This window comes from Streptomyces sp. NPDC051219 (genome assembly GCF_040682335.1).
GTDB lineage: Bacteria > Actinomycetota > Actinomycetes > Streptomycetales > Streptomycetaceae > Streptomyces.
Genome location: NZ_JBFBAS010000001.1, coordinates 359,391 through 379,046 on the forward strand (window position 1 = coordinate 359,391; position 19,656 = coordinate 379,046).

Annotated in this window: 18 protein-coding genes; 14 read left to right on the forward strand and 4 right to left on the reverse strand. The window is 71.2% G+C overall.

Annotation, left to right across the window (positions count from 1 at the left end; translation table 11 throughout):
- Positions 1–48 precede the first annotated feature (48 nt).
- Positions 49–1,407: a CoA transferase gene (locus tag AB0M62_RS01760; protein ID WP_366072061.1), complete on the forward strand. Its 1,359-nt coding sequence runs from the start codon at positions 49–51 to the stop codon at positions 1,405–1,407.
- Positions 1,408–1,431: 24 nt separating this feature from the next.
- Here the strand turns inward: AB0M62_RS01760 and AB0M62_RS01765 are convergent, their stop codons facing one another.
- Complete coding sequence (locus tag AB0M62_RS01765; protein ID WP_366072062.1) at positions 1,432–1,932, reverse strand: GNAT family N-acetyltransferase; 501 nt, start codon at positions 1,930–1,932, stop codon at positions 1,432–1,434.
- A gap of 65 nt (positions 1,933–1,997) precedes the next feature.
- Here AB0M62_RS01765 and AB0M62_RS01770 point away from each other — a divergent pair, with 65 nt between their 5' ends.
- Positions 1,998–2,795 carry an exodeoxyribonuclease III gene (locus AB0M62_RS01770; RefSeq protein WP_366072063.1) on the forward strand — a complete coding sequence of 266 codons (798 nt, stop codon included), beginning with the start codon at positions 1,998–2,000 and terminating at the stop codon, positions 2,793–2,795.
- A gap of 45 nt (positions 2,796–2,840) precedes the next feature.
- Here AB0M62_RS01770 and AB0M62_RS01775 read toward each other — a convergent pair whose 3' ends face one another.
- Positions 2,841–3,569, reverse strand: a complete 729-nt coding sequence (locus AB0M62_RS01775) for a MerR family transcriptional regulator (RefSeq protein WP_366072242.1) — start codon at positions 3,567–3,569, stop codon at positions 2,841–2,843.
- 202 nt (positions 3,570–3,771) lie between these two features.
- On the opposite strand from AB0M62_RS01775, the gene AB0M62_RS01780 reads away from it, so the two are divergent.
- The 4 genes from AB0M62_RS01780 to AB0M62_RS01795 all read left to right on the forward strand — a co-directional run bounded on the left by AB0M62_RS01780 (position 3,772) and on the right by AB0M62_RS01795 (position 7,499).
- Positions 3,772–5,319 carry an NAD(P)/FAD-dependent oxidoreductase gene (locus AB0M62_RS01780; protein ID WP_366072064.1) on the forward strand — a complete coding sequence of 516 codons (1,548 nt, stop codon included), beginning with the start codon at positions 3,772–3,774 and terminating at the stop codon, positions 5,317–5,319.
- Positions 5,316–6,332, forward strand: a complete 1,017-nt coding sequence (locus AB0M62_RS01785) for an alpha/beta hydrolase (RefSeq protein WP_366072065.1) — start codon at positions 5,316–5,318, stop codon at positions 6,330–6,332. Before AB0M62_RS01780 ends, AB0M62_RS01785 begins: the two co-directional genes overlap by 4 nt.
- Positions 6,329–7,222, forward strand: coding sequence for an SDR family oxidoreductase (locus tag AB0M62_RS01790; protein ID WP_366072066.1), 894 nt, complete (start codon positions 6,329–6,331; stop codon positions 7,220–7,222). The genes AB0M62_RS01785 and AB0M62_RS01790 overlap by 4 nt, the downstream gene beginning before the upstream one ends.
- A 91-nt stretch (positions 7,223–7,313) precedes the next feature.
- Positions 7,314–7,499 (forward strand): hypothetical protein, encoded by a 186-nt coding sequence (locus AB0M62_RS01795; protein WP_366072067.1) that lies wholly within the window; start codon positions 7,314–7,316, stop codon positions 7,497–7,499.
- Positions 7,500–7,588: 89 nt separating this feature from the next.
- On the opposite strand, the gene AB0M62_RS01800 is transcribed toward AB0M62_RS01795, so the two are convergent.
- A complete protein-coding gene (locus AB0M62_RS01800) occupies positions 7,589–10,849 on the reverse strand; it encodes a S41 family peptidase (protein WP_366072068.1) in 3,261 nt (1,086 codons plus the stop codon).
- Positions 10,850–11,053: 204 nt separating this feature from the next.
- On the opposite strand from AB0M62_RS01800, the gene AB0M62_RS01805 reads away from it, so the two are divergent.
- The gene (locus AB0M62_RS01805; RefSeq protein WP_366072069.1) at positions 11,054–11,644 is read left to right on the forward strand and encodes a TetR/AcrR family transcriptional regulator; all 591 of its coding nucleotides are present in this window, start codon (positions 11,054–11,056) and stop codon (positions 11,642–11,644) included.
- A 107-nt stretch (positions 11,645–11,751) separates the two neighbouring features.
- A complete protein-coding gene (locus AB0M62_RS01810; RefSeq protein WP_366072070.1) occupies positions 11,752–13,980 on the forward strand; it encodes an MMPL family transporter in 2,229 nt (742 codons plus the stop codon).
- A 152-nt stretch (positions 13,981–14,132) separates the two neighbouring features.
- Here the strand turns inward: AB0M62_RS01810 and AB0M62_RS01815 are convergent, their stop codons facing one another.
- Entirely contained in the window at positions 14,133–14,522 is a 390-nt protein-coding gene (locus AB0M62_RS01815; RefSeq protein WP_366072071.1) for an SsgA family sporulation/cell division regulator, read from the reverse strand.
- Between the two features lie 183 nt (positions 14,523–14,705).
- Here AB0M62_RS01815 and AB0M62_RS01820 point away from each other — a divergent pair, with 183 nt between their 5' ends.
- From AB0M62_RS01820 to AB0M62_RS01845, 6 genes are all read left to right on the forward strand, one after another.
- Positions 14,706–15,758, forward strand: a complete 1,053-nt coding sequence (locus AB0M62_RS01820) for an energy-coupling factor ABC transporter permease (protein WP_366072072.1) — start codon at positions 14,706–14,708, stop codon at positions 15,756–15,758.
- Position 15,759: 1 nt separating this feature from the next.
- Positions 15,760–16,521, forward strand: coding sequence for a cobalt ECF transporter T component CbiQ (gene cbiQ / locus AB0M62_RS01825; protein ID WP_366072073.1), 762 nt, complete (start codon positions 15,760–15,762; stop codon positions 16,519–16,521).
- Positions 16,509–17,333 (forward strand): ABC transporter ATP-binding protein, encoded by an 825-nt coding sequence (locus tag AB0M62_RS01830; protein ID WP_366072074.1) that lies wholly within the window; start codon positions 16,509–16,511, stop codon positions 17,331–17,333. Before cbiQ ends, AB0M62_RS01830 begins: the two co-directional genes overlap by 13 nt.
- The gene (locus AB0M62_RS01835; protein WP_366072075.1) at positions 17,330–17,824 is read left to right on the forward strand and encodes a MarR family transcriptional regulator; all 495 of its coding nucleotides are present in this window, start codon (positions 17,330–17,332) and stop codon (positions 17,822–17,824) included. The genes AB0M62_RS01830 and AB0M62_RS01835 overlap by 4 nt, the downstream gene beginning before the upstream one ends.
- Positions 17,825–17,886: 62 nt before the next feature.
- Entirely contained in the window at positions 17,887–18,330 is a 444-nt protein-coding gene (locus AB0M62_RS01840) for an organic hydroperoxide resistance protein (RefSeq protein WP_366072076.1), read from the forward strand.
- Between the two features lie 117 nt (positions 18,331–18,447).
- Positions 18,448–19,611, forward strand: coding sequence for a serine hydrolase domain-containing protein (locus tag AB0M62_RS01845; protein ID WP_366072077.1), 1,164 nt, complete (start codon positions 18,448–18,450; stop codon positions 19,609–19,611).
- Positions 19,612–19,656 lie beyond the last annotated feature (45 nt).

Here is a 19,656-nt window from a genome sequence, read left to right on the forward strand (position 1 = left end):
CCGTGACGCGACCCGGACCACGACGACTCGGACTACCACAATGACCGTATGACAGACGGAATCGACGAGACGACGGCGCAGGCATGGGCAGCGCTCGAGGGGCCGGCCGGGATGGCCGGGCTGGTGACGTACCTCGGAGCCGGGCACGTGCTCGCTTCTCGGCTGCCGGTGCGACAGCTGGCGAGGGCCACGGTCGGGGCGTGTTCGCTCGCCGCTGCCGAGCTGTCCTCCGCGCGTACCGGGAGACCGGTGTCAGCCGTGCGGGTGGACGAGGGCGCCGTGGCCACCGCGTTCGTCAGTGAGCGGCATCTGCGGATCGACGGCAGGACGCCGACGACGTTCGCGCCGCTCTCCGGCTTCTGGCGGGCGGCCGACGGGTGGGTACGGACGCACGCCAACTACCCGCATCACCAGGTGAGGTTGCTGGACGCCCTGGGCATCCGGGACGGCGGGCAGGCGGCCGACGCGGTGGCGGGACTGTCCGCCGTGGACGTCCAGGAGCGGGCGTACGCGGCCGGGGGTCTAGCGGTGGCCGTGGCGGAGCCGGGGCACGCCGGCCACGACGGGGGACATCCGCTCGTCGAGGTCCGGCCGGCCGGGCCGGAGAGCGGGAGTCCGGCGCTCCCGGCAGGTGTGCTGCCCGCGGAAGGGGTGCGGGTACTGGACCTGACTCGGGTCATCGCGGGGCCGGTCGCGACGCGCACCCTCGGCCTGCTGGGCGCGGACGTACTGCGGATCGACGCGCCGCAGTTGCCGGAGGCGGCAGACGCCCACGCCGACACCGGGTTCGGGAAGCGGTCGGCCGGGCTCGACCTGGCGCAGGCGGCGGACCGGCGGGTCTTCGACGAGTTGCTCGGGGCGGCCGACGTGGTGATCACCGGGTATCGGCCCGGCGCGCTGGACCGTCACGGCCTGGCTCCGGGCGCCCTGCTCGAGCGGCGGCCCGGCCTGGTCGTGGCGCAGTTGTGCGCGTGGGGCTGGTCGGGGCCGTGGGCCGGCCGCCGGGGTTTCGACAGTCTCGTACAGGCCGGGTGTGGAATCGCGGCGATCGAGGCCCGGCCGGACGGGCGCCCCGGAGCGCTGCCCGCGCAGGCGCTGGACCACGGCACCGGTTACCTGCTGGCCGCCGCGGTACTGCGGTCACTGACCGAGCGTCAGAGGGACGGGCGGGGCAGGCATGTGCGGCTCTCTCTCGCGGGGACGGCCGCCTGGCTGATGCACGGTATCCGGGGCGTCCCGGCGGGCGACGGCGTGTACGAGGCGGAGAAGTGGCTGGGCGAGACGGATTCGCCCTACGGGCCGCTGCGCCACGCTCTGCCGCCGCTCGGCTTCGACGGGGCTCCCTGTGACTGGAGCCGGCCGCCCAGCCTGTGGGGGACGGACCGGGCCGTCTGGCTCACGGGCTGAGCGGGCCGACGGGACCCGCCCGGCTCATGGCTCGAGCGGACCGACCGGATCGAGCGGCTTGGCGAAGCAGCGGCTGTTCTCGTACTCGCGGTAGTGGCCGAACTTCGTGCACGACAGGTACCCGCTGGAGGTGTAGAGGGCGATCGCCTCCGGCTGCTTCGTGCCGGTCTCCAGGACCATCCGGGCCCGGCCCGCCGTACGTGCGCTGTCCTCCAGGGCCGCCAGGATGCGGCGGGCCAAACCCAGACCACGCGCCTCGGGGACGACGTACATGCGCTTGAGCTCGGCGTCGCCGTCCGAGTACCCCTCGTCGTTCCGCTCCTGGGCGCGCCAGCCGCCCGTCGCCACCGGCCGGCCCCGGTCGTCGTACGCGAGCAGGTAGAGGCCGTTCGGCGCCCGGAACATGGCGGCGTCGAGCGGGGTGACGTCGCCCTCGTCCTCGTAGCGCTCGGCGTACTCCAGCTGGACCTGGTCGTTGAGCTTGACCGCGTCGGGGTGGTCGTAAGCGGTGGGTCGTATAATCATGTGCAGTATCGTACTTCTATGCAGCGAATTGGGTGGGTGAAGATCCGGCTCGGTATCGTGCCGCAATGCTCACCGTGACCTCTGTGAATGTAAACGGGCTGCGCGCCGCCGCCAAAAAGGGCTTCGTGCCGTGGCTGGCCGGGACCGCCGCCGATGTGATCTGCCTCCAGGAGGTGCGGGCAGAGCCGCAACAGCTTCCGGAGGAGGTCAGGCGGCCCGAGGGCTGGCACGCCGTGCACGCCCCGGCCGGCGCCAAGGGCCGGGCGGGCGTCTCGCTCTACACGCGGCGGGCACCGGAGCGGGTGCAGGTCGGCTTCGGCAGCGGTGAGTTCGACGGCAGCGGCCGGTACGTCGAGGCGGACCTGCCCGGCGTCACGGTCGCCAGCCTGTACCTCCCGTCCGGAGAGGCCGGCACGGAGCGGCAGGACGAGAAGGTCCGCTTCATGGGCGAGTTCCTGCCGTACCTCAAGGAACTGAAGGAGCGGGCGGCGGCCGGCGGGCGCGAGGTCCTGGTGTGCGGCGACTGGAACATCGCCCACCAGGAGGCGGACCTGAAGAACTGGAAGGCCAACCGGAAGAACTCCGGCTTCCTGCCCGAGGAGCGCGCGTGGCTGACCCGGGTGTTCGGGGAAGCGGCGTACGTGGACGTGGTGCGGGAGCTGCACCCGGAGCAGGAGGGGCCGTACTCGTGGTGGTCGTACCGCGGGCGTGCCTTCGACAACGACGCGGGCTGGCGCATCGACTACCAGGTGGCGACGCCGGGACTGGCGGAGCGCGCCCTGAAGGCGTACGTCGAACGGGCCGCGAGCCATGGCGAACGGTGGTCGGATCATGCCCCGGTGACGGCAGTCTTCGATCTCTGAGACCGACCGGGCGCCCGTTGCCGCTCCTCGACGACGAGGCCCCGGTCACGCAGGCTGTCCACCGTCGCGCGGACAGCTGTCGCCTGGTCCTTCGTCGGCCCCCTGCGGCGGGCGCGTGAGCACGCGGTCCATGGCCATCGACAGCTCCGCCTCGACCACGCTCTTGGCGAGCGGGCGCAGCCGCTCCAGAGCACCGCCGAGGTCGTCCGGCCCCTTGGCCATATGCGTTCCGACGAGTGAGGTGAAGAGGCCGGCCATCGCGTCGGCGTGCTCCCGCACCTGCCGCCCCGCCGTGAGTACGGCGGCGAGCGGGACTCCTTCGCGGACCAGGGCGGCGGAGACGTCCAGCAGCCGGCGGCTGATGTGGACGATCTGGTCTCCGTCGGTGGCCAGGTAGCCGAGGTCCAGCGCGGCGGCCAGGTTCTCCGCCGTGACCTCGCCCTCGAAGTAGTCGGCGAGGTCTTCCGGTGTGAGACGGACCGGTGTCTCCTCGGTCCACTGCGGGAGTTCGTCGGGACCGAGCCGGCCGAGGCCGCCGAGGCCGAGGAGTTCGCCGACGTCGCGGCCGTGCTCGAACGCGGTGATGAGGTCGGCGATGCCGCCAAGGGTGTGGCCGCGTTCGAGGAGGGCGGCGATGGTCCGGAGCCGGGCCAGGTGGTGTTCGTCGTACCAGGCGATGCGGCCCTCGCGGCGGGGTGGCGGGATCAGCTTGCGCTCGCGGTAGAAGCGCAGAGTGCGCACTGTGATACCGGCCTCCTTGGCCAGTTCGTCCATGCGGTACTCGCGTACGGTGCCTTTGTCGGTCTCCTGTGCTTCTGCCACAGCGGCAGCCTATGCCGTGGGGGCCGGGGCGCGGCGAGTCCCGTACCGTCGGTAACTTTCCTGCGCCCGACCCCTACCCATGAGTACGGTGCTGCTCTACTCTCCGAACCGTGCCAGTGGTTGCTGGCAGAGTCGCAGGATGGCGGGAGGCGGCATGGCCGAGCACGAACATGTACGAGTGGCGGTGATCGGATCCGGGTTCGGCGGCCTCGGCGCCGCGGTCCGGCTGCGCCGCGAAGGGATCACCGACTTCGTGGTCCTGGAGCGGGCGGACGCCGTCGGCGGCACCTGGCGGGACAACAGCTATCCGGGCTGTGCCTGCGACGTGCCCTCGCATCTGTACTCGTTCTCGTTCGCCCCCAACCCCGACTGGCCCCGTACCTTCTCCGGCCAGACGCACATCCGCGCGTACCTGGAGCAGGTCGCCGACACCTTCGGGCTACGCCCGCACATCCGGCTGAACGCCGAGGTGCGGAGGATGCGCTGGGACGGCGACGCGCTCCACTGGGAGATCGAGACCGCGAACGGCCGGCTGACCGCCGAAGTCGTCGTGTCCGCGACCGGGCCGCTCTCCGACCCCAAGGTCCCCGAGATCCCGGGACTCGAGAACTTCCCCGGCAAGGTCTTCCACTCCGCCCGCTGGGACCACGACCACGACCTCAGGGGCAAGCGCGTCGCGATGATCGGGACCGGTGCCTCGGCCATCCAGATCATGCCGGCGATCCAGCCCGAGGCCGGCCGGCTGACCCTCTTCCAGCGCACGCCGCCGTGGGTGCTGCCGCGCATGGACCGTGCCATCACGGGCGCCGAGCGCTGGCTGCACCGGCAGTTGCCGTTCACCGGGACCGCGCGCCGCGGCCTGCTCTGGGGGATCAGGGAGCTGCAGGTCAGCGCGTTCACCAAGCACCCGAACCGGCTGGGCCTCATCGAGTCGCTCGCCAAGTCCAACATCGCCCGGTCCATCAAGGACCCCGCGCTTCGGGCCACGCTGACCCCCTCGTACCGGATCGGCTGCAAGCGCATCCTGCTGTCGAGCGAGTACTACCCGGCGCTCGCCAAGCCCAATGTGGACGTCGTCGCCTCCGGACTGACCGAGGTGCGCGGATCGACGCTCGTCGCGGCCGACGGTACGGAGACCGAGGCCGACGTGATCATTTTCGGCACCGGCTTCCACGTCACCGACATGCCGATCGCAGACCGAGTGGTCGGCGCCAACGGCACCACGCTGGCCGAGGAGTGGAAGGACGGGATGGAGGCGCTGCGCGGTGCGACCGCGGCCGGCTTCCCCAACTGGATGACGATCATCGGCCCGAACACCGGGCTGGGCAACAGCTCGATGATCCTGATGATCGAGTCGCAGCTCAACTACATGGCCGACTATCTGCGCCAGCTGGGCACGTTGGGCGGGAAGGCCGCACTCGCGGCCAGGCCGTCCGCCGTGCAGGCGTGGAACCGCCGGGTGCAGGAGCGGATGAAGCGGACCGTGTGGAACACGGGCGGCTGCACCAGCTGGTATTTGGACGCGAACGGCCGCAACACCACCATCTGGCCCGGTACGACGGGCGAGTTCCGGCGCGCGACCCGCGAGGTCGACCTCGCCGAGTACGAGGTCCTGAGGCTGCGCGACACGGCGAAGGTTGTTTCGGTCGCCGAGGTCGCCGAGGTGTCCGGGGCTTCCGAGGCCAAGGAGGTGTCCGCATGAGCCGGCTGACATCCGGGAGGTCCGCCGGACGTTCCCCGGGGAGCAGCGGTGGCGCCGGCGCTGTCGACGGGCCGTACGTCCCGCTGGTCGCCGAACGCGAACTCACCGCCATATCCGCGGACGGGTCCCGGCTGCACGTGGAGGTCCACGGTCCAGCGGGCGCCCCGGCCATCGTGCTCGCGCACGGCTGGACCTGCTCCACCGCGTTCTGGGCAGCGCAGATCCGAGGGCTGGCCGAGAGCCACCGGGTGATCGTCTACGACCAGCGCGGCCACGGCCGCAGCCCCGCGCCGACGTCGGCCGGGGGCTACAGCACGCACGCGCTCGCGGACGACCTGGAGGCTGTGCTCGCCGCCGCCCTGGAGCCGCTGGAGAAGGCCCTGCTCGTCGGGCACTCCATGGGCGGGATGACGCTGATGGCGAGCTCCGGGCGGGCGAAGTTCCGGGAGCACGCGGCCGCCGTACTGCTGTGCAGCACCGGTAGCTCGCGGCTGGTCGCCGAGTCGCTTCTCCTGCCCCTGCGCGCCGGGCGCGTACGGACCCGCCTCACCCGCGCTGTCCTGGGCTCGCGCGCCCCGCTCGGGCCCGTCACACCTCTGGCCAAGCGGATCCTGAAGTACGGGACCATGGGCGCCGGCGCGTCCCCCGAAAAGGTGGAGGCGTGCGCGCGGATCGTGCACGCCTGCCCGCGCGTGGTGCGGCACGGCTGGTCGCACGTCCTCGGTGAACTGGATCTGGAGGCCGGCGTACGGGAGATGGGGGTGCCCACCGCTGTGATCGGCGGCACCGCCGACCGGCTCACCCCGATCGTTCACTCCCGCGCGCTCGCGGCCGCCCTCCCCGAGTGCGTCGGCCTCACCGAACTCGAAGGGGTGGGGCACATGACCCCGGTCGAGGCGCCGGACGCGGTCACCGGCCGCATCAGTGAACTCGTCTCGCACTACGTGCTGGTACCCGAACCCCGATCCGCGGCCGTGGCCGTACCGGTGTCCGCAGAGGAGGAGACGCTGTGAGCGCACGCAGGAGTCTGGAGGGCCAGGTCGCCGTTGTCACCGGCGCGGCCAGAGGTGTGGGAGAGCTGCTGGCCCGCAAGCTCTCCGCGCGCGGCGCGAAGGTGGCGCTGGTGGGCCTGGAGCCAGAGGCGCTGAAGGAGGTGTCCGAGCGGCTGCACACCGACAGCGATCACTGGTACGCGGATGTCACGGACCACGAGGCGATGGCGCGGGTGGCGCGCGAGGTCCAGCAGCGCTTCGGGAAGGTCGACATCGTCGTGGCGAACGCCGGAGTCGCCGCCGGAGGTCCCTTCGTGGACTCCGATCCCGATGCCTGGCGGCGCGTCATCGAGGTCAATCTGATCGGCGGAGCTGTCACGGCACGGGCGTTCCTGCCCGTACTCATCCAGAGCCGGGGCTACTTCCTGCAGATCGCCTCGCTGGCCGCCATCACCCCCGCGCCGATGATGACCGCGTACTGCGCGTCCAAGTCGGGAGTGGAGGCCTTCGCGCACAGCTTGCGTGCCGAGGTCGGCCACCAGGGTGTCAGGGTCGGCGTCGGCTATCTGTCGTGGACCGACACGGACATGGTCCGGGGCGCCGACCAGGACGACGTGATGCGCGAGCTGCGGCAGCGCCTGCCCTGGCCGTCGAACCGTACGTACCCTCTCGGCCCCGCGGTTGACCGTATCGTCGCCGGGATCGAGCGGCGGTCGGCCCATGTGTACGCGCAGTGGTGGCTGCGCGGGATGCAGTCGGTGCGGGGCTGCCTGCCGGGCGTCATCGCCACTGCCGGCCGGCGGGAGATGAAGCGGTTCGGACCGCGTCTCGCCGGTGTGGGCAAGGGACTTGTCGGGGCGGGTGGGGCCGCGGACGAGAAGGAACGCACCGGGGGCGTCACCCGGAGGTAGCTGGTGGTGACTGATCAAAATGCGTGGAATGTCGGCCCGTGTCAGTCTGGTCGAGGCCCAACCCCTCACACCCCACTAGGAGTGAACTTTCATGGGCATATCGGACCAGTTCAAGGACAAGGCGCAGGAGCTCTCGGACCAGGCCAAGCGGAAGGCGCGCAAGGCAAAGGACGAGTCGTCGCAACGCCAGTCGCAGGACCCGGACCGTGAGCGGATGGACGAGGAGCGGCGGGCCGACGAGGCGCGTCGGAAGTTCGACGAGGACTACGACGTCTGACCTGCGGCCGCCACGCGCACCTGGGCGCACCCGGAACGCCGGGTGCGCCCTCGGCGTTCCTGGCCGTGGGCCTCAACCGGGCGTCAATCTCAACCGGTTTTGCGCGGGGGGAGCTTGGGGCGGCGTAGGTCCGGCACGTCGCTGTAGTCCGGCGGGGCCGCGGCCGGGTTCCGGGCCAGCAGGTCCAAGGCCAGCTGGACCGCGTCGTCCAGCTGGGCGTGGCGGCCCTCCGCCCAGTCGAGGGGCGTCCGCTCGACCTCGATGTCCGGCTCCACGCCGTGGTTCTCGATCGACCAGCCGTACGTCTCGAACCAGGCCGCGTTCATCGGGACGGTGATGACCGTGCCGTCGCCGAGCTGGTGCCGGCCGGTCATGCCCACCACACCGCCCCAGGTACGCAGGCCGACCACCGGGCCGAGGCCCAGCAGCCGGAATGCTGCCGTGATCATGTCGCCGTCGGAGGACGTCGCTTCGTCGGCCAGGGCGACCACCGGGCCCCGCGGTGCGTTGGAGGCGTAACTGACGGGTTGCGCATTGCGGGTGAGGTCCCAGCCGAGGATCTTGCGGGACAGTTTCTCCACCACCAGCTCGCTGATGTGGCCGCCCGCGTTTCCGCGCACGTCCACGAGCAGCGCCGGCCGCGAGACCTCCCTCCGCAGGTCCCGGTTGAACTGGGCCCAGCCGGAGCCGCCCATGTCGGGGATGTGCAGGTAACCGCACTTGCCGCCGCTCACTTCGCGTACGACCTCACGGCGTTTGGTCACCCAGTCCTGGTAGCGGAGCGGGCGCTCGTCGATCAACGGCACGATCGCGACCCGCCGCGCCCGCCCCTCGCCCTCCGCAGGCTGGAAGGTCAGCTCCACGGTCGTGCCGCCGGCCATCGCCAGCAGTGGATAGGGGCCGGCCACCGGGTCGACCGGGCGGCCGTCCACATGCGTGAGGACCGCGCCGTCGCGGATGCCCGTACCGGCCAGCGGGGAACGGGCCTTGGAGTCGGAGGACTCGCCCGGCAGGATCCGCTGGACCACCCAGGCGCCGTCGCGGCACACCAGGTTGGCGCCGAGGAGGCCCATCGCGCGCTGGTAGTGCGGTGGGCCCTCGTTGCGGCGGGCGGGTGAGACGTACGCGTGCGAGGTGCCCAGTTCACCCACCACCTCGCGCAGGAGGTCGGCGAACTCGTCGGGGGAGGCCACGCGTTCGACGAGCGGGCGGTACTGGTTGAGCACGCCGTCCCAGTCGATGCCGCACATGTGCGGCTCCCAGAAGTACGCGCGGATGATGCGGCCCGCCTCGTTGTACGCCTGCCGGCACTCGGCCGCCGGGTCGACCTCGTGCAGGATCCGGCGGAGGTCCAGGTAGACCGTCGAGTCGCTGTCGCCGGACTCCGTCGCCGGGACTGCCCGCAGGTCGCCTTCGTCCACCACGACGAGCCGGGTCCCGTCGCCACTGACCGCGAACCAGTCGAGGTGATTGACCAGTTCGGTCTTCCGGGCCTTGGTGATGTCGAAATGTTCGAGCGTGGGACGGCCCGAGGTGTCGGCCGGGTTGGCGAACGTCTCGCCGAGCGCGCCCGAGATCGGCCAGCGCAGCCAGACCAGCCCGCCGCCGGCGACCGCGTGGAGTGCGGAGTACTTGGAGGCGGCGACGGGGAACGGCGTGACCCGGTCCGCGAGCCCTTCGACCTCGACCAGCACCGTGCCGTCGCCCGTTCCCGGTTCGCCCTCCGCCGGGTCGAGGCCGCCCGCGGCCGGGCGGCCGTCCGGCGACAGTGCGAAGGGCGAGGGCGTCGCGGACGACAGCGGTACGAGGTAGGGGCGGCAGCCCAGCGGGAAGGAGAGGTCGCCCGTGTGGACGTCGTACACCGGGTCGAACCCGCGCCACGAGAGAAAGGCGAGATAACGGCCGTCGCTGGTGAAGACCGGATTCTCGTCCTCGAAGCGGCCGTTGGTCACGTCGACGATGGCGCGGTCCTTGATCCTCGCCACCTTGATCTGCCGCAGCGAGCGGCCGATGCCGGGATGGGACCAGGTCAGCCAGGCGCCGTCGGGGGAGAAGGAAAGGTCGCGGACCGGCCCGTTGCCGGCCCGGATCAGCTCGGTGACCTCCCCGTTGGACTCCTCGGTGGCGTCGATCAGCAGCAGCCGGCCGTCGTTCGACGCGATCGCGAGCCGCTGTCCCTCGGGGTCGGAGAGCAGCTCGTGTACGCGGCCGAGTTCCCCGGAGGCGAGCCGGCGCGGCTCACGCTCCCCGCTCGCGCGCGGCAGGTACGCGATCTCGACCGCGTCCTCACCCTCCGCGTCGGTGATGTACGCGACCTGGCCGCCGCTGCCGAGCATCTCCGGCAGCCGGACCCGTACGCCCGGCGTGTCGGCGATGGCGCGGGCCGGGCCGTCGCGGTGGGTGAGCCAGTACAGGCTGCCCCGGACGCACACCGCGCTCGCCCGGCCGGTGGCGTCCACGGAGAGGGAGTTGACGTGGCTGGAGGCGGGCACCTGGTACCTGCGCCGGCCGGCCCGCGGGCCGCCGAGCCGTACGTCGAGCTTGCGCGGCACCGCGTCGGGGGCCAGGTCCTCGACCATCCAGAGGTCGCCCGCGCACTGGTAGACGATTCGGCGGCCGTCGCTCGAGGCGTGCCGGGCGTAGAACTCGTCGTGGTCCGTGTGCCGTCGCAGGTCCGTGCCGTCGGGAAGGCAGGAGTAGATGTTGCCGATGCCTTCGTGGTCGGACAGGAACGCGATCCGGCCGGACACGAACATCGGGCAGTCCAGATGGCCCCCGAGGTCGTCCAGCAGCCGCTTGCCGTGCAGCCACAGGCGGCCGGTCGCCCCGCCCCGGTAGCGCTTCCACGAGGCGGGCTCGTGCGGGGGCTTTCCGGTGAGCAGCAGGGTCAGGTGCTCACCCTCGATGTCCGCGACCTGGATGTCGGCCACCGGTCCCCAGGGCAGCCGTCGGCCGGGAGAGCCGTCGGTGGCCACTTTGTAGGCCCAGGAGAAATAGGAGAAGGGCTGGCCGTGCGAGGAGACGGCGAGGATGTGGCCGTCGGGATCCCAGCCGCAGACCCGGGTGTCGGTGGAACCCCAGTAGGTGAGCCGCCGGGAAGAGCCGCCTTCGACGGGCGCGAGATGGATCTCGGGGTCGAGGCTGCGCCAGGTCGTGTACGCGATGTGGCGGCCGTCGGGGGAGAACCGGGGGTGGCTGACTCTGGTCCGGTCGACGGTGACCCGCCAGGCGCGGCCGGGGGCCTGCCCGGCCCGTACGAGGGGAGCGACCCAGAGGTCGTCCTCGGCGGCGAAGCACAGCAAGTCGTCGTGGAGATGCGGGAAGCGGAGATACGCGACGTCGTCACTCACCCCCCAATGCTTTCCGGGTCAGGGGGGCGCGGCAACTCGTACGCCCGGACCAGTTGCCGGGCCGTGACGCAGACCACTAGCGAAACGGTTTCGTTTCGCTAGGCATGGGGGGTAAGTTAAGCGTACGAAACCGTTTCGTACGGACAGCGCCTCGCCATCCGAGCGGGCAATCGGGCAATCGGAAAGTCGCAGGGGAGGTCGGGAATGGCCAAGTGCGCGGTGTCGCGTCGCAGCCGGATCACGCCGGAGCGCGAGGCGGAGCTGTACGAAGCCGTGCTGGACCTGCTGCGCGACGTCGGCTACGACGCCCTGACCATGGACGCCGTCGCCACCCGCACCCGCTCCAGCAAGGCCACCCTCTACCGCCAGTGGGGGAGCAAGCCGCAGCTGGTCGCCCGGGCGCTGCGCCACCACAAGCCTGTGAGCATCGCGGACATCGACACCGGGACCCTGCGCGGCGACTTCCACGAAATGGTGGCGCGTACCGACGACCAACAGATCGAGAAGGACTCCGCGCTGTTGCGGGGTCTGGCCCATGCCGTCCACGAGAACCCGGACCTCCACCAGGCGCTGCGCGACCTGCTGATCGAGCCCGAGATCACCGGCCTCGACGCACTGCTGCAACGCGCGGTGGCGCGTGGCGAGCTCGCCGCGGACAATCCCGCGCTGAAATACGTCCCGCACATGCTCGTCGGCGCGTTCATCGCCCGTCAGCTGATCGAGGCCAGGCCGGCCGACCGCGCCTTCCTCTCCGACTTCCTCGACTCCGTGGTCCTCCCCGCCCTCGGCGTCTGACCCCTCCCCGCACCACCTCCCCTAGCCCTGTCTGACGCACCGCTCTCGTCGTCGGGCTGAGTTCTGACGCCCATTTCCGACCAACGACCTGACCGGGAGTAGCCCTCGTGGCCACGTTCCTCTACAAACTCGGGCGGTTCGCCTTCCGGCGCCGCCGCTTCGTCGCCCTCGTGTGGGTGGCTCTGCTGGCGCTCGCCGGCGTCGGCGCCGCCTCCGCCTCGACTGCCGCCTCCAGCTCCTTCTCGATACCCGGCACGGAGGCCCAGAAGGCCTTCGACCTGCTGGAACAGCGCTTCCCAGGTGCCAGCGCCGACGGCGCGACCGCACGCGTCGTCTTCAAGGCCCCGGACGGCCAGAAGATGACCGACCCTGCTCACAAGGCCGAGGTCCAGAAGGTCGTCGCCGACCTCAAGGCAGGCTCGGACGAGGTGGCGTCGGTCGTCGACCCGTACGCCGGCAAGGCAGTCAGCAAGGACGGCTCGATCGCGTACACGCAGGTCTCGTACAAGGTCAGCGGGATGGAGCTGGCCGAGGAGACCCGTGAGGCGCTCAGGGACGCCGGCAAGGAGGCGCAGGACGCCGGTCTCACGGTCGAGATCGGTGGTGACGCGCTGCAGGCCGTGCCCGAGACCGGGGCGGGCGAGATCATCGGTGTCGTCGTCGCCGCGATCGTGCTCGTGATCACCTTCGGTTCCCTGGTGGCCGCCGGGCTGCCGCTGCTGACCGCGATCATCGGCGTCGGCATCGGTGTCTCCACCATCGCGGCCCTGGCCAATGTCCTGGACCTGGGCTCCACCACGGCGACGCTCGCGACGATGATCGGCCTCGCGGTCGGTATCGACTACGCGCTCTTCATCGTCTCCCGATACCGGGCCGAGCTGGCCGAGGGCCGCGAGCGTGAGGAAGCGGCCGGGCGAGCCGTCGGAACCGCGGGGTCCGCGGTCGTCTTCGCCGGACTCACGGTCGTGATCGCCCTGGTGGGCCTGGCCGTCGTCAACATCCCGATGCTGACCAAGATGGGCGTCGCCGCGGCCGGCACGGTCGTGATCGCCGTCCTCATCGCGCTCACCCTCATCCCGGCGCTGCTCGGTTTCGCGGGCAAGCGGGTATTCGGCCGCAAGGCCCGCAAGCGGGCCGCCGAGGCCGCCGTGCCCGCGGACGTCGCGCGCGAGGAGAAGCCCAACATGGGCACCCGCTGGGCGCGCTTCGTCCTGCGCCGGCCGGTGGCCGTACTGCTGACCGGTGTGGTCGGACTCGGCGTCATCGCCATACCCGCGGCTTCCCTGGAGATGGGTCTGCCGGACGACGGCTCGCAGCCGGTCTCCACCACCCAGCGCAAGGCGTACGACCTGCTGTCCGACGGCTTCGGCCCCGGCTTCAACGGTCCGCTGCTGACGGTGGTCGACGCCACCGGCAGCGACGACGCCAAGGGAGCGGTCGACCGGGTCGTCAGCACGGTCGAGGACCTCGACCAGGTCGCGGCCGTCACCCCGGCCACCTTCAACAAGGCCGGCGACACCGCGACGATCACCATCATTCCCAAGGACCGGCCCAGCTCGGCCGGCACCGAGGACCTGGTCCACGCGATCCGTGACTCGGGCACCGAGCTCAAGGGCGACACGGGGGCGGAGGTGCTGGTCACCGGTGCCACCGCGATGAACATCGACTTCTCGCAGAAGATGAACGACGCGCTCCTGCCCTACCTCGCACTCGTCGTCGGTCTCGCCTTCGTGCTCCTGATGCTGGTCTTCCGGTCGGTTCTGGTCCCGCTCAAGGCGGCCCTCGGCTTCCTGCTCTCGGTGGTCGCCGCCCTCGGCGCGGTCGTCGCGGTCTTCCAGTGGGGCTGGCTCGGCTCGCTGTTCGGGGTCGAGCAGACCGGTCCGATCATGAGCATGATGCCGATCTTCATGGTGGGTGTCGTGTTCGGCCTGGCCATGGACTACGAGGTCTTCCTGGTCACGCGGATGCGTGAGGCGTACGTCCACGGCGAGCGGCCGGGGCAGGCCATCGTCACCGGCTTCAAGCACGGGGCCCGTGTCGTCACGGCCGCGGCGGTCATCATGATCGCGGTCTTCTCCGGCTTCATCGGATCCAGCGAGCAGATGATCAAGATGATCGGCTTCGGTCTCGCGATCGCCGTCTTCTTCGACGCCTTCGTCGTACGGATGGCCGTCGTGCCGGCGGTACTCGCGCTGCTGGGCAAAAAGGCGTGGTGGCTGCCTCGGTGGCTGGACCGGGCGCTGCCCAACGTGGATGTGGAGGGGGAGCAGCTGCACAAGCAGCCGGCCGACGCTCCTGAGGACCCGGACGAAGAGCGCCGGCTGGTGCGGGTCTGAGTGCGCCCGGCTGAGAGCGCCGCCTGAGTGCGCCGACGGGGCGACGCCCGAGCCTGCGCCCGAGTACCGGCACGGTTCGGTCCCGCTCCGTTCAGCGGCCCGGCCGCACCCCCTTCAGGGAGTGTGGCCGGGCCGCATCTGCGTGCCCGCCGTCATCCCCTGGCGTGGGTGCCGCTGGGACGCCGGCTCACCGGCGCCGCCACCGCGTACGTGTGGCGCAGGAAGCGGCGGAGTGCCGAGCTGTCGAACTGCACCACCGCCACGCCTTCGGGCGAGTGGAACTCGACCACCACCTGGACCCGGCCGCACGGCCAGATCCGTACGTCCCCGGTGCCGGCGGGGGAGCGCAGCCCTGTCTCCAGGAGGTTGCGGGTGAGCCGCCACTCGTTTTCGGTGCCATCGGGGGAGAGCCCGGCGGGGAAGACGATGCGCACGCTCTGAGGCTCGTCCGGGTCGAAACGCAGGGCGACGGCGACCGCTCTGTAGAACGGGGCGTCGGTGATGATTCGGGCGCGGGCAGGGTCTTCAACGGCGGTTGACATCGGCCGGCTCCTCACACTCGCGACGTTCGTCCTCTAATGTCGCATATTTCACAGGAAATGCTCGACCGAATGCGAGGACGGCTTCTACTTGTGAAGAGGTCGCTCTTGCGATGGGTTTGCAAGTGGGCACTATCATCAAACGGTTAAGCAGCTCATCAGGACCGCAGGAAGCGGAGCCCACCTATGCATGTCCCTGACGGATTCATCAACGCTCCCGTCTCGGTGGCCGCCGGAGTCGTCGCGGCCGGTGCCGTCGCCGTCACCCTGCGCGGCGCCCGACGCGAGCTGGATGACAGGACCGCGCCGCTCGCAGGGCTGGTCGCCGCCTTCATCTTCGCCGTGCAGATGCTGAACTTCCCGGTCGCGGCGGGTACCAGCGGCCATCTGCTGGGCGGCGCGCTCGCCGCGATACTCGTCGGCCCCTATAGCGGGGTGCTCTGCGTGTCCGTGGTTCTGCTGATGCAGGGCATCCTCTTCGCCGACGGCGGGCTCACCGCCCTCGGCGTCAACATCGTGATCATGGGTGTGGTGACGGTCGTCGTCTCGTACGCCCTGTTCCGTGGCCTGGTCAAGGTCCTGCCAGGCGGCCGCCGCTCGGTGACCGCCTCCGCCTTCGTCGCCGCGCTGGTCTCGGTGCCGGCCTCGGCGGCCGCGTTCACCCTGCTCTACGCGGTCGGCGGCACGGCGGACGTACCGATCGGCAAGGTGCTGACCGCCATGGTCGGCGTCCACGTCCTGATCGGCATCGGCGAAGCGGTGATCACCGCGGCCACGGTCGGGGCGGTCATCGCCGTACGGCCTGACCTGGTACACGGTGCCCGAGGCCTGGCCGCGCCGCTCAAGCTGCGAGTCGGCGGGGAACTGGTGGACGCGCCCGCCGCGGCGCCCGCGCCCGTCGCCGCCCGCTCCACCCGCGCGGTGTGGGGCGTGGGCCTGGCCGGCGCCCTGGTGCTCGCCGGATTCGTCAGTTTCTACGCCTCTGCCAGCCCCGACGGCCTGGAAAAGGTCGCCGCAGACCACGGCATCGACAGGAACGTCGAGGAGCACGACGCCGCCGGCTCCCCGCTCGCCGACTACGGCGTCAACGACGTCGACGACCCCCGGCTCTCCGGTGGACTGGCCGGCGTCATCGGCGTCGGGGTGACCGTCGTCACGGGCAGCGGAGTCTTCTGGGCCGCTCGCCGCCGCCGTACCGAGGAGCCGGCGTGGGCAGACCGCGTGGAGGAAACGGTCTGACATGGGCGCGGGCCACGCACACAAGCTCTACCGGCACGGCCACTCGCCGGTGCATGAGATGCCTCCGCACTGCAAGCTCGCGGCCGTCTTCTGCTTCGTCCTGGTCGTCGTGTCCACCCCGCGCGAGGCGGTGTGGGCCTTCGGTCTGTACGCGGTCCTGCTCGCGGGGGTCGCGGCGCTGGCCCGCATCCCGGCCGGCTTCCTGCTGAAGCGGCTGCTGATCGAGATCCCCTTCGTCGCCTTCGCCGTACTGATGCCGTTCGTGGCGGAGGGCGAGCGCGTGGACGTGCTCGGCATGTCGCTGAGCGTTTCCGGCCTCTGGGGCGCCTGGAACATCCTCGCCAAGGGGACGCTCGGCGTCGCCGCCTCGGTCCTCCTGGCCTCGACGACCGAACTGCGCTCGCTGCTGCTGGGGCTGCAACGCCTGAAGCTTCCGCCGCTGCTCGTCCAGATCGCCTCCTTCATGATTCGGTACGGCGATGTGATCAGCGACGAGATGCGCCGGATGTCGATCGCCCGGCGCTCACGAGGCTTCGAGGCGCGCGGCGTACGCCAGTGGGGTGTGCTCGCCAAGACGGCGGGGGCCCTCTTCATCCGGTCGTACGAGCGCGGTGAACGGGTGCACCTGGCAATGATCAGCCGCGGGTACGCGGGCTCCATGCCCGTGATCGACGCGGTGACGGCCTCGCGGGCGCAGTGGGCCTACGCGGCCGCCCTCCCGGCGGCGGCCCTCGCCGTGTGCCTGATGGGATGGACCCTGTGACCGATCCTGTGACCGAGCCTGTGACCGGACGTGCGGACGTCCCCGTGACCGAGCTCGTGAACGGCCCCGCCTCCCTGGAGGTCTCCGGGCTGGCGTACGCCTATCCTGACGGCCATCAGGCCCTGTTCGGCGTCGACCTGACCGTCGCCCGCGGCGAACGGGTCGCCCTGCTCGGCCCCAACGGCGCCGGCAAGACGACCCTCGTCCTGCACCTCAACGGCATCCTCGACGCCGGCGTGGGCTCCGTGAAGGTGGCCGGGCTTCCGGTCGAGAAGCGGAACCTCGCGGAGATCCGGCGCCGCGTCGGCATCGTCTTCCAGGATCCGGACGACCAGCTGTTCATGCCGACGGTCCGGGAGGACGTGGCGTTCGGGCCGGCGGCCTCCGGGCTGCGCGGTGCGGAGCTCCAGGCCCGGGTCACCGCGGCGCTGGAGCAGGTCGGCATGGCCGAGTACGCCGAACGGCCCCCGCACCACCTGTCGTTCGGGCAGCGCCGCCGGGTCGCCGTGGCGACCGTTCTGGCGATGGAGCCCGAGATCCTGGTGCTGGACGAGCCCTCGTCCAATCTCGACCCGGCCTCCCGGCGGGAACTGGCGGACATCCTGCGGTCGTTGGACGTCACCGTGCTGATGGTCACGCACGACCTGCCGTACGCCCTGGAGCTGTGCCCGCGCGCCGTGGTGCTCAGCGAGGGGGTCATCGTGGCCGACGGTCGCACGCAGGAGCTGCTCTGCGACGACGAACTGATGCGGGCACACCGCCTGGAGCTGCCGTTCGGATTCGATCCGCGCTCCGTGACAATGGACGCGTGAACGAGGACAGGGAAGTCGCGTCGCTGCTCCTGGACGACCAGTTGTGCTTCGCCGTGTACGCGGCCTCGCACGCGGTCACGGCCGCGTATCGGCCGATGCTCGACGAACTCGGCCTGACCTACCCGCAGTACCTGACCATGCTCGTCCTCTGGGAGCGCGGCGAGCTGCCCGTAAAGGAGCTGGCGGCGGCGCTGCGGCTCGACTACGGGACGGTCTCGCCACTGCTGAAGCGGTTGGAGGCGGCCGGACTCGTGCAGCGCGTCCGCGCCCCGCACGACGAGCGGTCGGTGCTGGTCACGCCGACCGAGGAGGGCCGGGCGCTGCGGCTGCGTGCCCGGGCCGTGCCGCAGACCCTGCTGGCGACGTCCGGGATGGCGCCCTCGGAGGTAGCGCGGCTGCGTGGTGACCTGCACCGGCTGGCTGCGCGCGTCCGGGCCGTTCCCCGGACGGGCCTGTTCCTACCCCCAGGTAACCCACCTGCCTCGGCCTGAGATAGCTTGTGCACGATGTTATTGCGCACACGCCTTTTCTGTTTTCTCTGTGAGGTCGCATCATGACCGACTCCACCTCGGCCGGCCGCCCGAAGAAGATCATTTACGTGGCGGAGGCAACCGCCCACGGCGGTCGCGAGGGCTTTGTCACCAGCCAGGACGGGCAACTCGACCTGAAGGTCGCCATGCCGCCCGCGCTCGGCGGCGACGGCCGGGGCACCAACCCGGAACAGCTCTTCGCCGCCGGGTACAGCTCGTGCTTCCACAACGCCCTGGTGCTTGTCGGGCGGCGGGCCGGGTACGACCTGACCGGCTCCACCGTCAGCGCGAAGGTGGGCATCGGCCCGAACGACTCGAAGGGCTACGGCCTCGCCGTCGCCCTCAGCGTCTCGCTCCCGCTCCTCGACCAGGAACTGGCGGCAGGATTCGTGAGCGCGGCGCACGAGGTCTGCCCGTACTCCAACGCGACCCGCGACAACATCGACGTGTCGATCGTGCTGAGCTGAGCCGACCGCCCGCGGAGTGCCCACTGAGTCCGCCCCTGGTCAGTGGCGGGTTGCAGGCCCGTTGCACCATGGAGGGGCGCGCCACCCGGGCGCTGCATCTGAGGTGGGAGAGCACGCGTGGACGTCCAGGGCACGGTGGCGGCAGGCTTTGAGCCGGTCAGGGACGCGTTCGTGCGCAACTTCGAGCAGCGCGGCGAACGCGGGGCCGCAGTCGCCGTCTACCGGGACGGGCACAAGGTCGTCGACCTGTGGGCCGGGACGCGTGATGTGGACGGCTCCGAACCCTGGGCCGTCGACACCGCGCAGATCGTGCGGTCCGCGACCAAGGGGGTGGCCGCCGCGGTGCTCCTGCTGCTGCATCAGCGAGGGCAGCTGGACCTGGACGCGCCGGTGGGCACGTACTGGCCGGAGTTCAAGGCGGGCGGAAAGGAGCGGGCGCTCGTACGGCACCTGCTGGCGCACCGTGCGGGCGTGCCCGTGCTCGACCGGCCGCTGACCGTACGGGAGGCGGCGGACGGGAAGAGCGGGCCGCTCGCCGTCGCGGCGCAGCAGGCGGTCTGGCAACCGGGCACCGACCACGGATATCACGCGCAGACGTACAGCTGGCTGCTCTCCGAGCTGGTCCACCGGGTCACCGGCCGGACCATCGGACGGCTGGTCGCGGACGAGGTCGCGCGTCCGCTGGGCCTGGACTTCTGGATAGGGCTGCCGCGGGAGGAGGCTCACCGGGTGGGCCGTGTCGGTCCGGTCGAGGAGCCGGCGGACAGTGCGGGGCAGCTGCGGCTGCGTCCCAAGCGGAGCGTCTCGGAGGCGTACAAGGACCCGGACTCACTCACCCGCCGAGCGTTCGGGGCCATCGACCCGCTCCCGGACGAGAACGACCCGGCGTACCGGGCGGCCGAACTGCCGGCGTCCGCGGGCGTTTCTACAGCCCGCGCGCTCGCCCGCTTCTACGCCGCGACAATAGGTGAGGTCGACGGCCACCGGCTCTTCGCCCCGGCGACGCTGACCCTGGCCCGCTCGGAGGAATCGGCGGGCCCCGACCGGGTGCTGGTCGTGAACACCCGCTTCGGCCTCGGCTTCATGCTGCACGGCCCGGCCTCCCCGCTGCTGGGGCCCGGCTCGTTCGGCCATCCCGGGCGAGGTGGCTCGCTGGGCTTCGCGGACCCCGAGTCGGGCATCGCGCTCGGCTATGTCACCAACGGCATGCGCAAGGGGGTTACGGCGGATCCGCGCGCCCAGGCGCTGGTGAGGGCGGTGCGAGAGGTGGTGGGCCGGTAGCCGGTCCCGGCTCGGCCCGTGCACGCGGCGCCGCCCGCCGGCTCG

Coding starts and splice junctions, on each gene's coding strand:
- AB0M62_RS01805 (WP_366072069.1), top strand. CDS start 11,054: ATGGCCAAGTGCGCGGTGTCGCGTCGCAGCCGGATCACGCCGGAGCGC.
- AB0M62_RS01820 (WP_366072072.1), top strand. CDS start 14,706: ATGCATGTCCCTGACGGATTCATCAACGCTCCCGTCTCGGTGGCCGCC.
- AB0M62_RS01830 (WP_366072074.1), top strand. CDS start 16,509: ATGGACCCTGTGACCGATCCTGTGACCGAGCCTGTGACCGGACGTGCG.
- AB0M62_RS01760 (WP_366072061.1), top strand. CDS start 49: ATGACAGACGGAATCGACGAGACGACGGCGCAGGCATGGGCAGCGCTC.
- AB0M62_RS01765 (WP_366072062.1), bottom strand. CDS start 1,932: ATGATTATACGACCCACCGCTTACGACCACCCCGACGCGGTCAAGCTC.
- AB0M62_RS01815 (WP_366072071.1), bottom strand. CDS start 14,522: ATGTCAACCGCCGTTGAAGACCCTGCCCGCGCCCGAATCATCACCGAC.
- cbiQ (WP_366072073.1), top strand. CDS start 15,760: ATGGGCGCGGGCCACGCACACAAGCTCTACCGGCACGGCCACTCGCCG.
- AB0M62_RS01770 (WP_366072063.1), top strand. CDS start 1,998: ATGCTCACCGTGACCTCTGTGAATGTAAACGGGCTGCGCGCCGCCGCC.
- AB0M62_RS01795 (WP_366072067.1), top strand. CDS start 7,314: ATGGGCATATCGGACCAGTTCAAGGACAAGGCGCAGGAGCTCTCGGAC.
- AB0M62_RS01785 (WP_366072065.1), top strand. CDS start 5,316: ATGAGCCGGCTGACATCCGGGAGGTCCGCCGGACGTTCCCCGGGGAGC.
- AB0M62_RS01775 (WP_366072242.1), bottom strand. CDS start 3,569: ATGGACGAACTGGCCAAGGAGGCCGGTATCACAGTGCGCACTCTGCGC.
- AB0M62_RS01780 (WP_366072064.1), top strand. CDS start 3,772: ATGGCCGAGCACGAACATGTACGAGTGGCGGTGATCGGATCCGGGTTC.
- AB0M62_RS01840 (WP_366072076.1), top strand. CDS start 17,887: ATGACCGACTCCACCTCGGCCGGCCGCCCGAAGAAGATCATTTACGTG.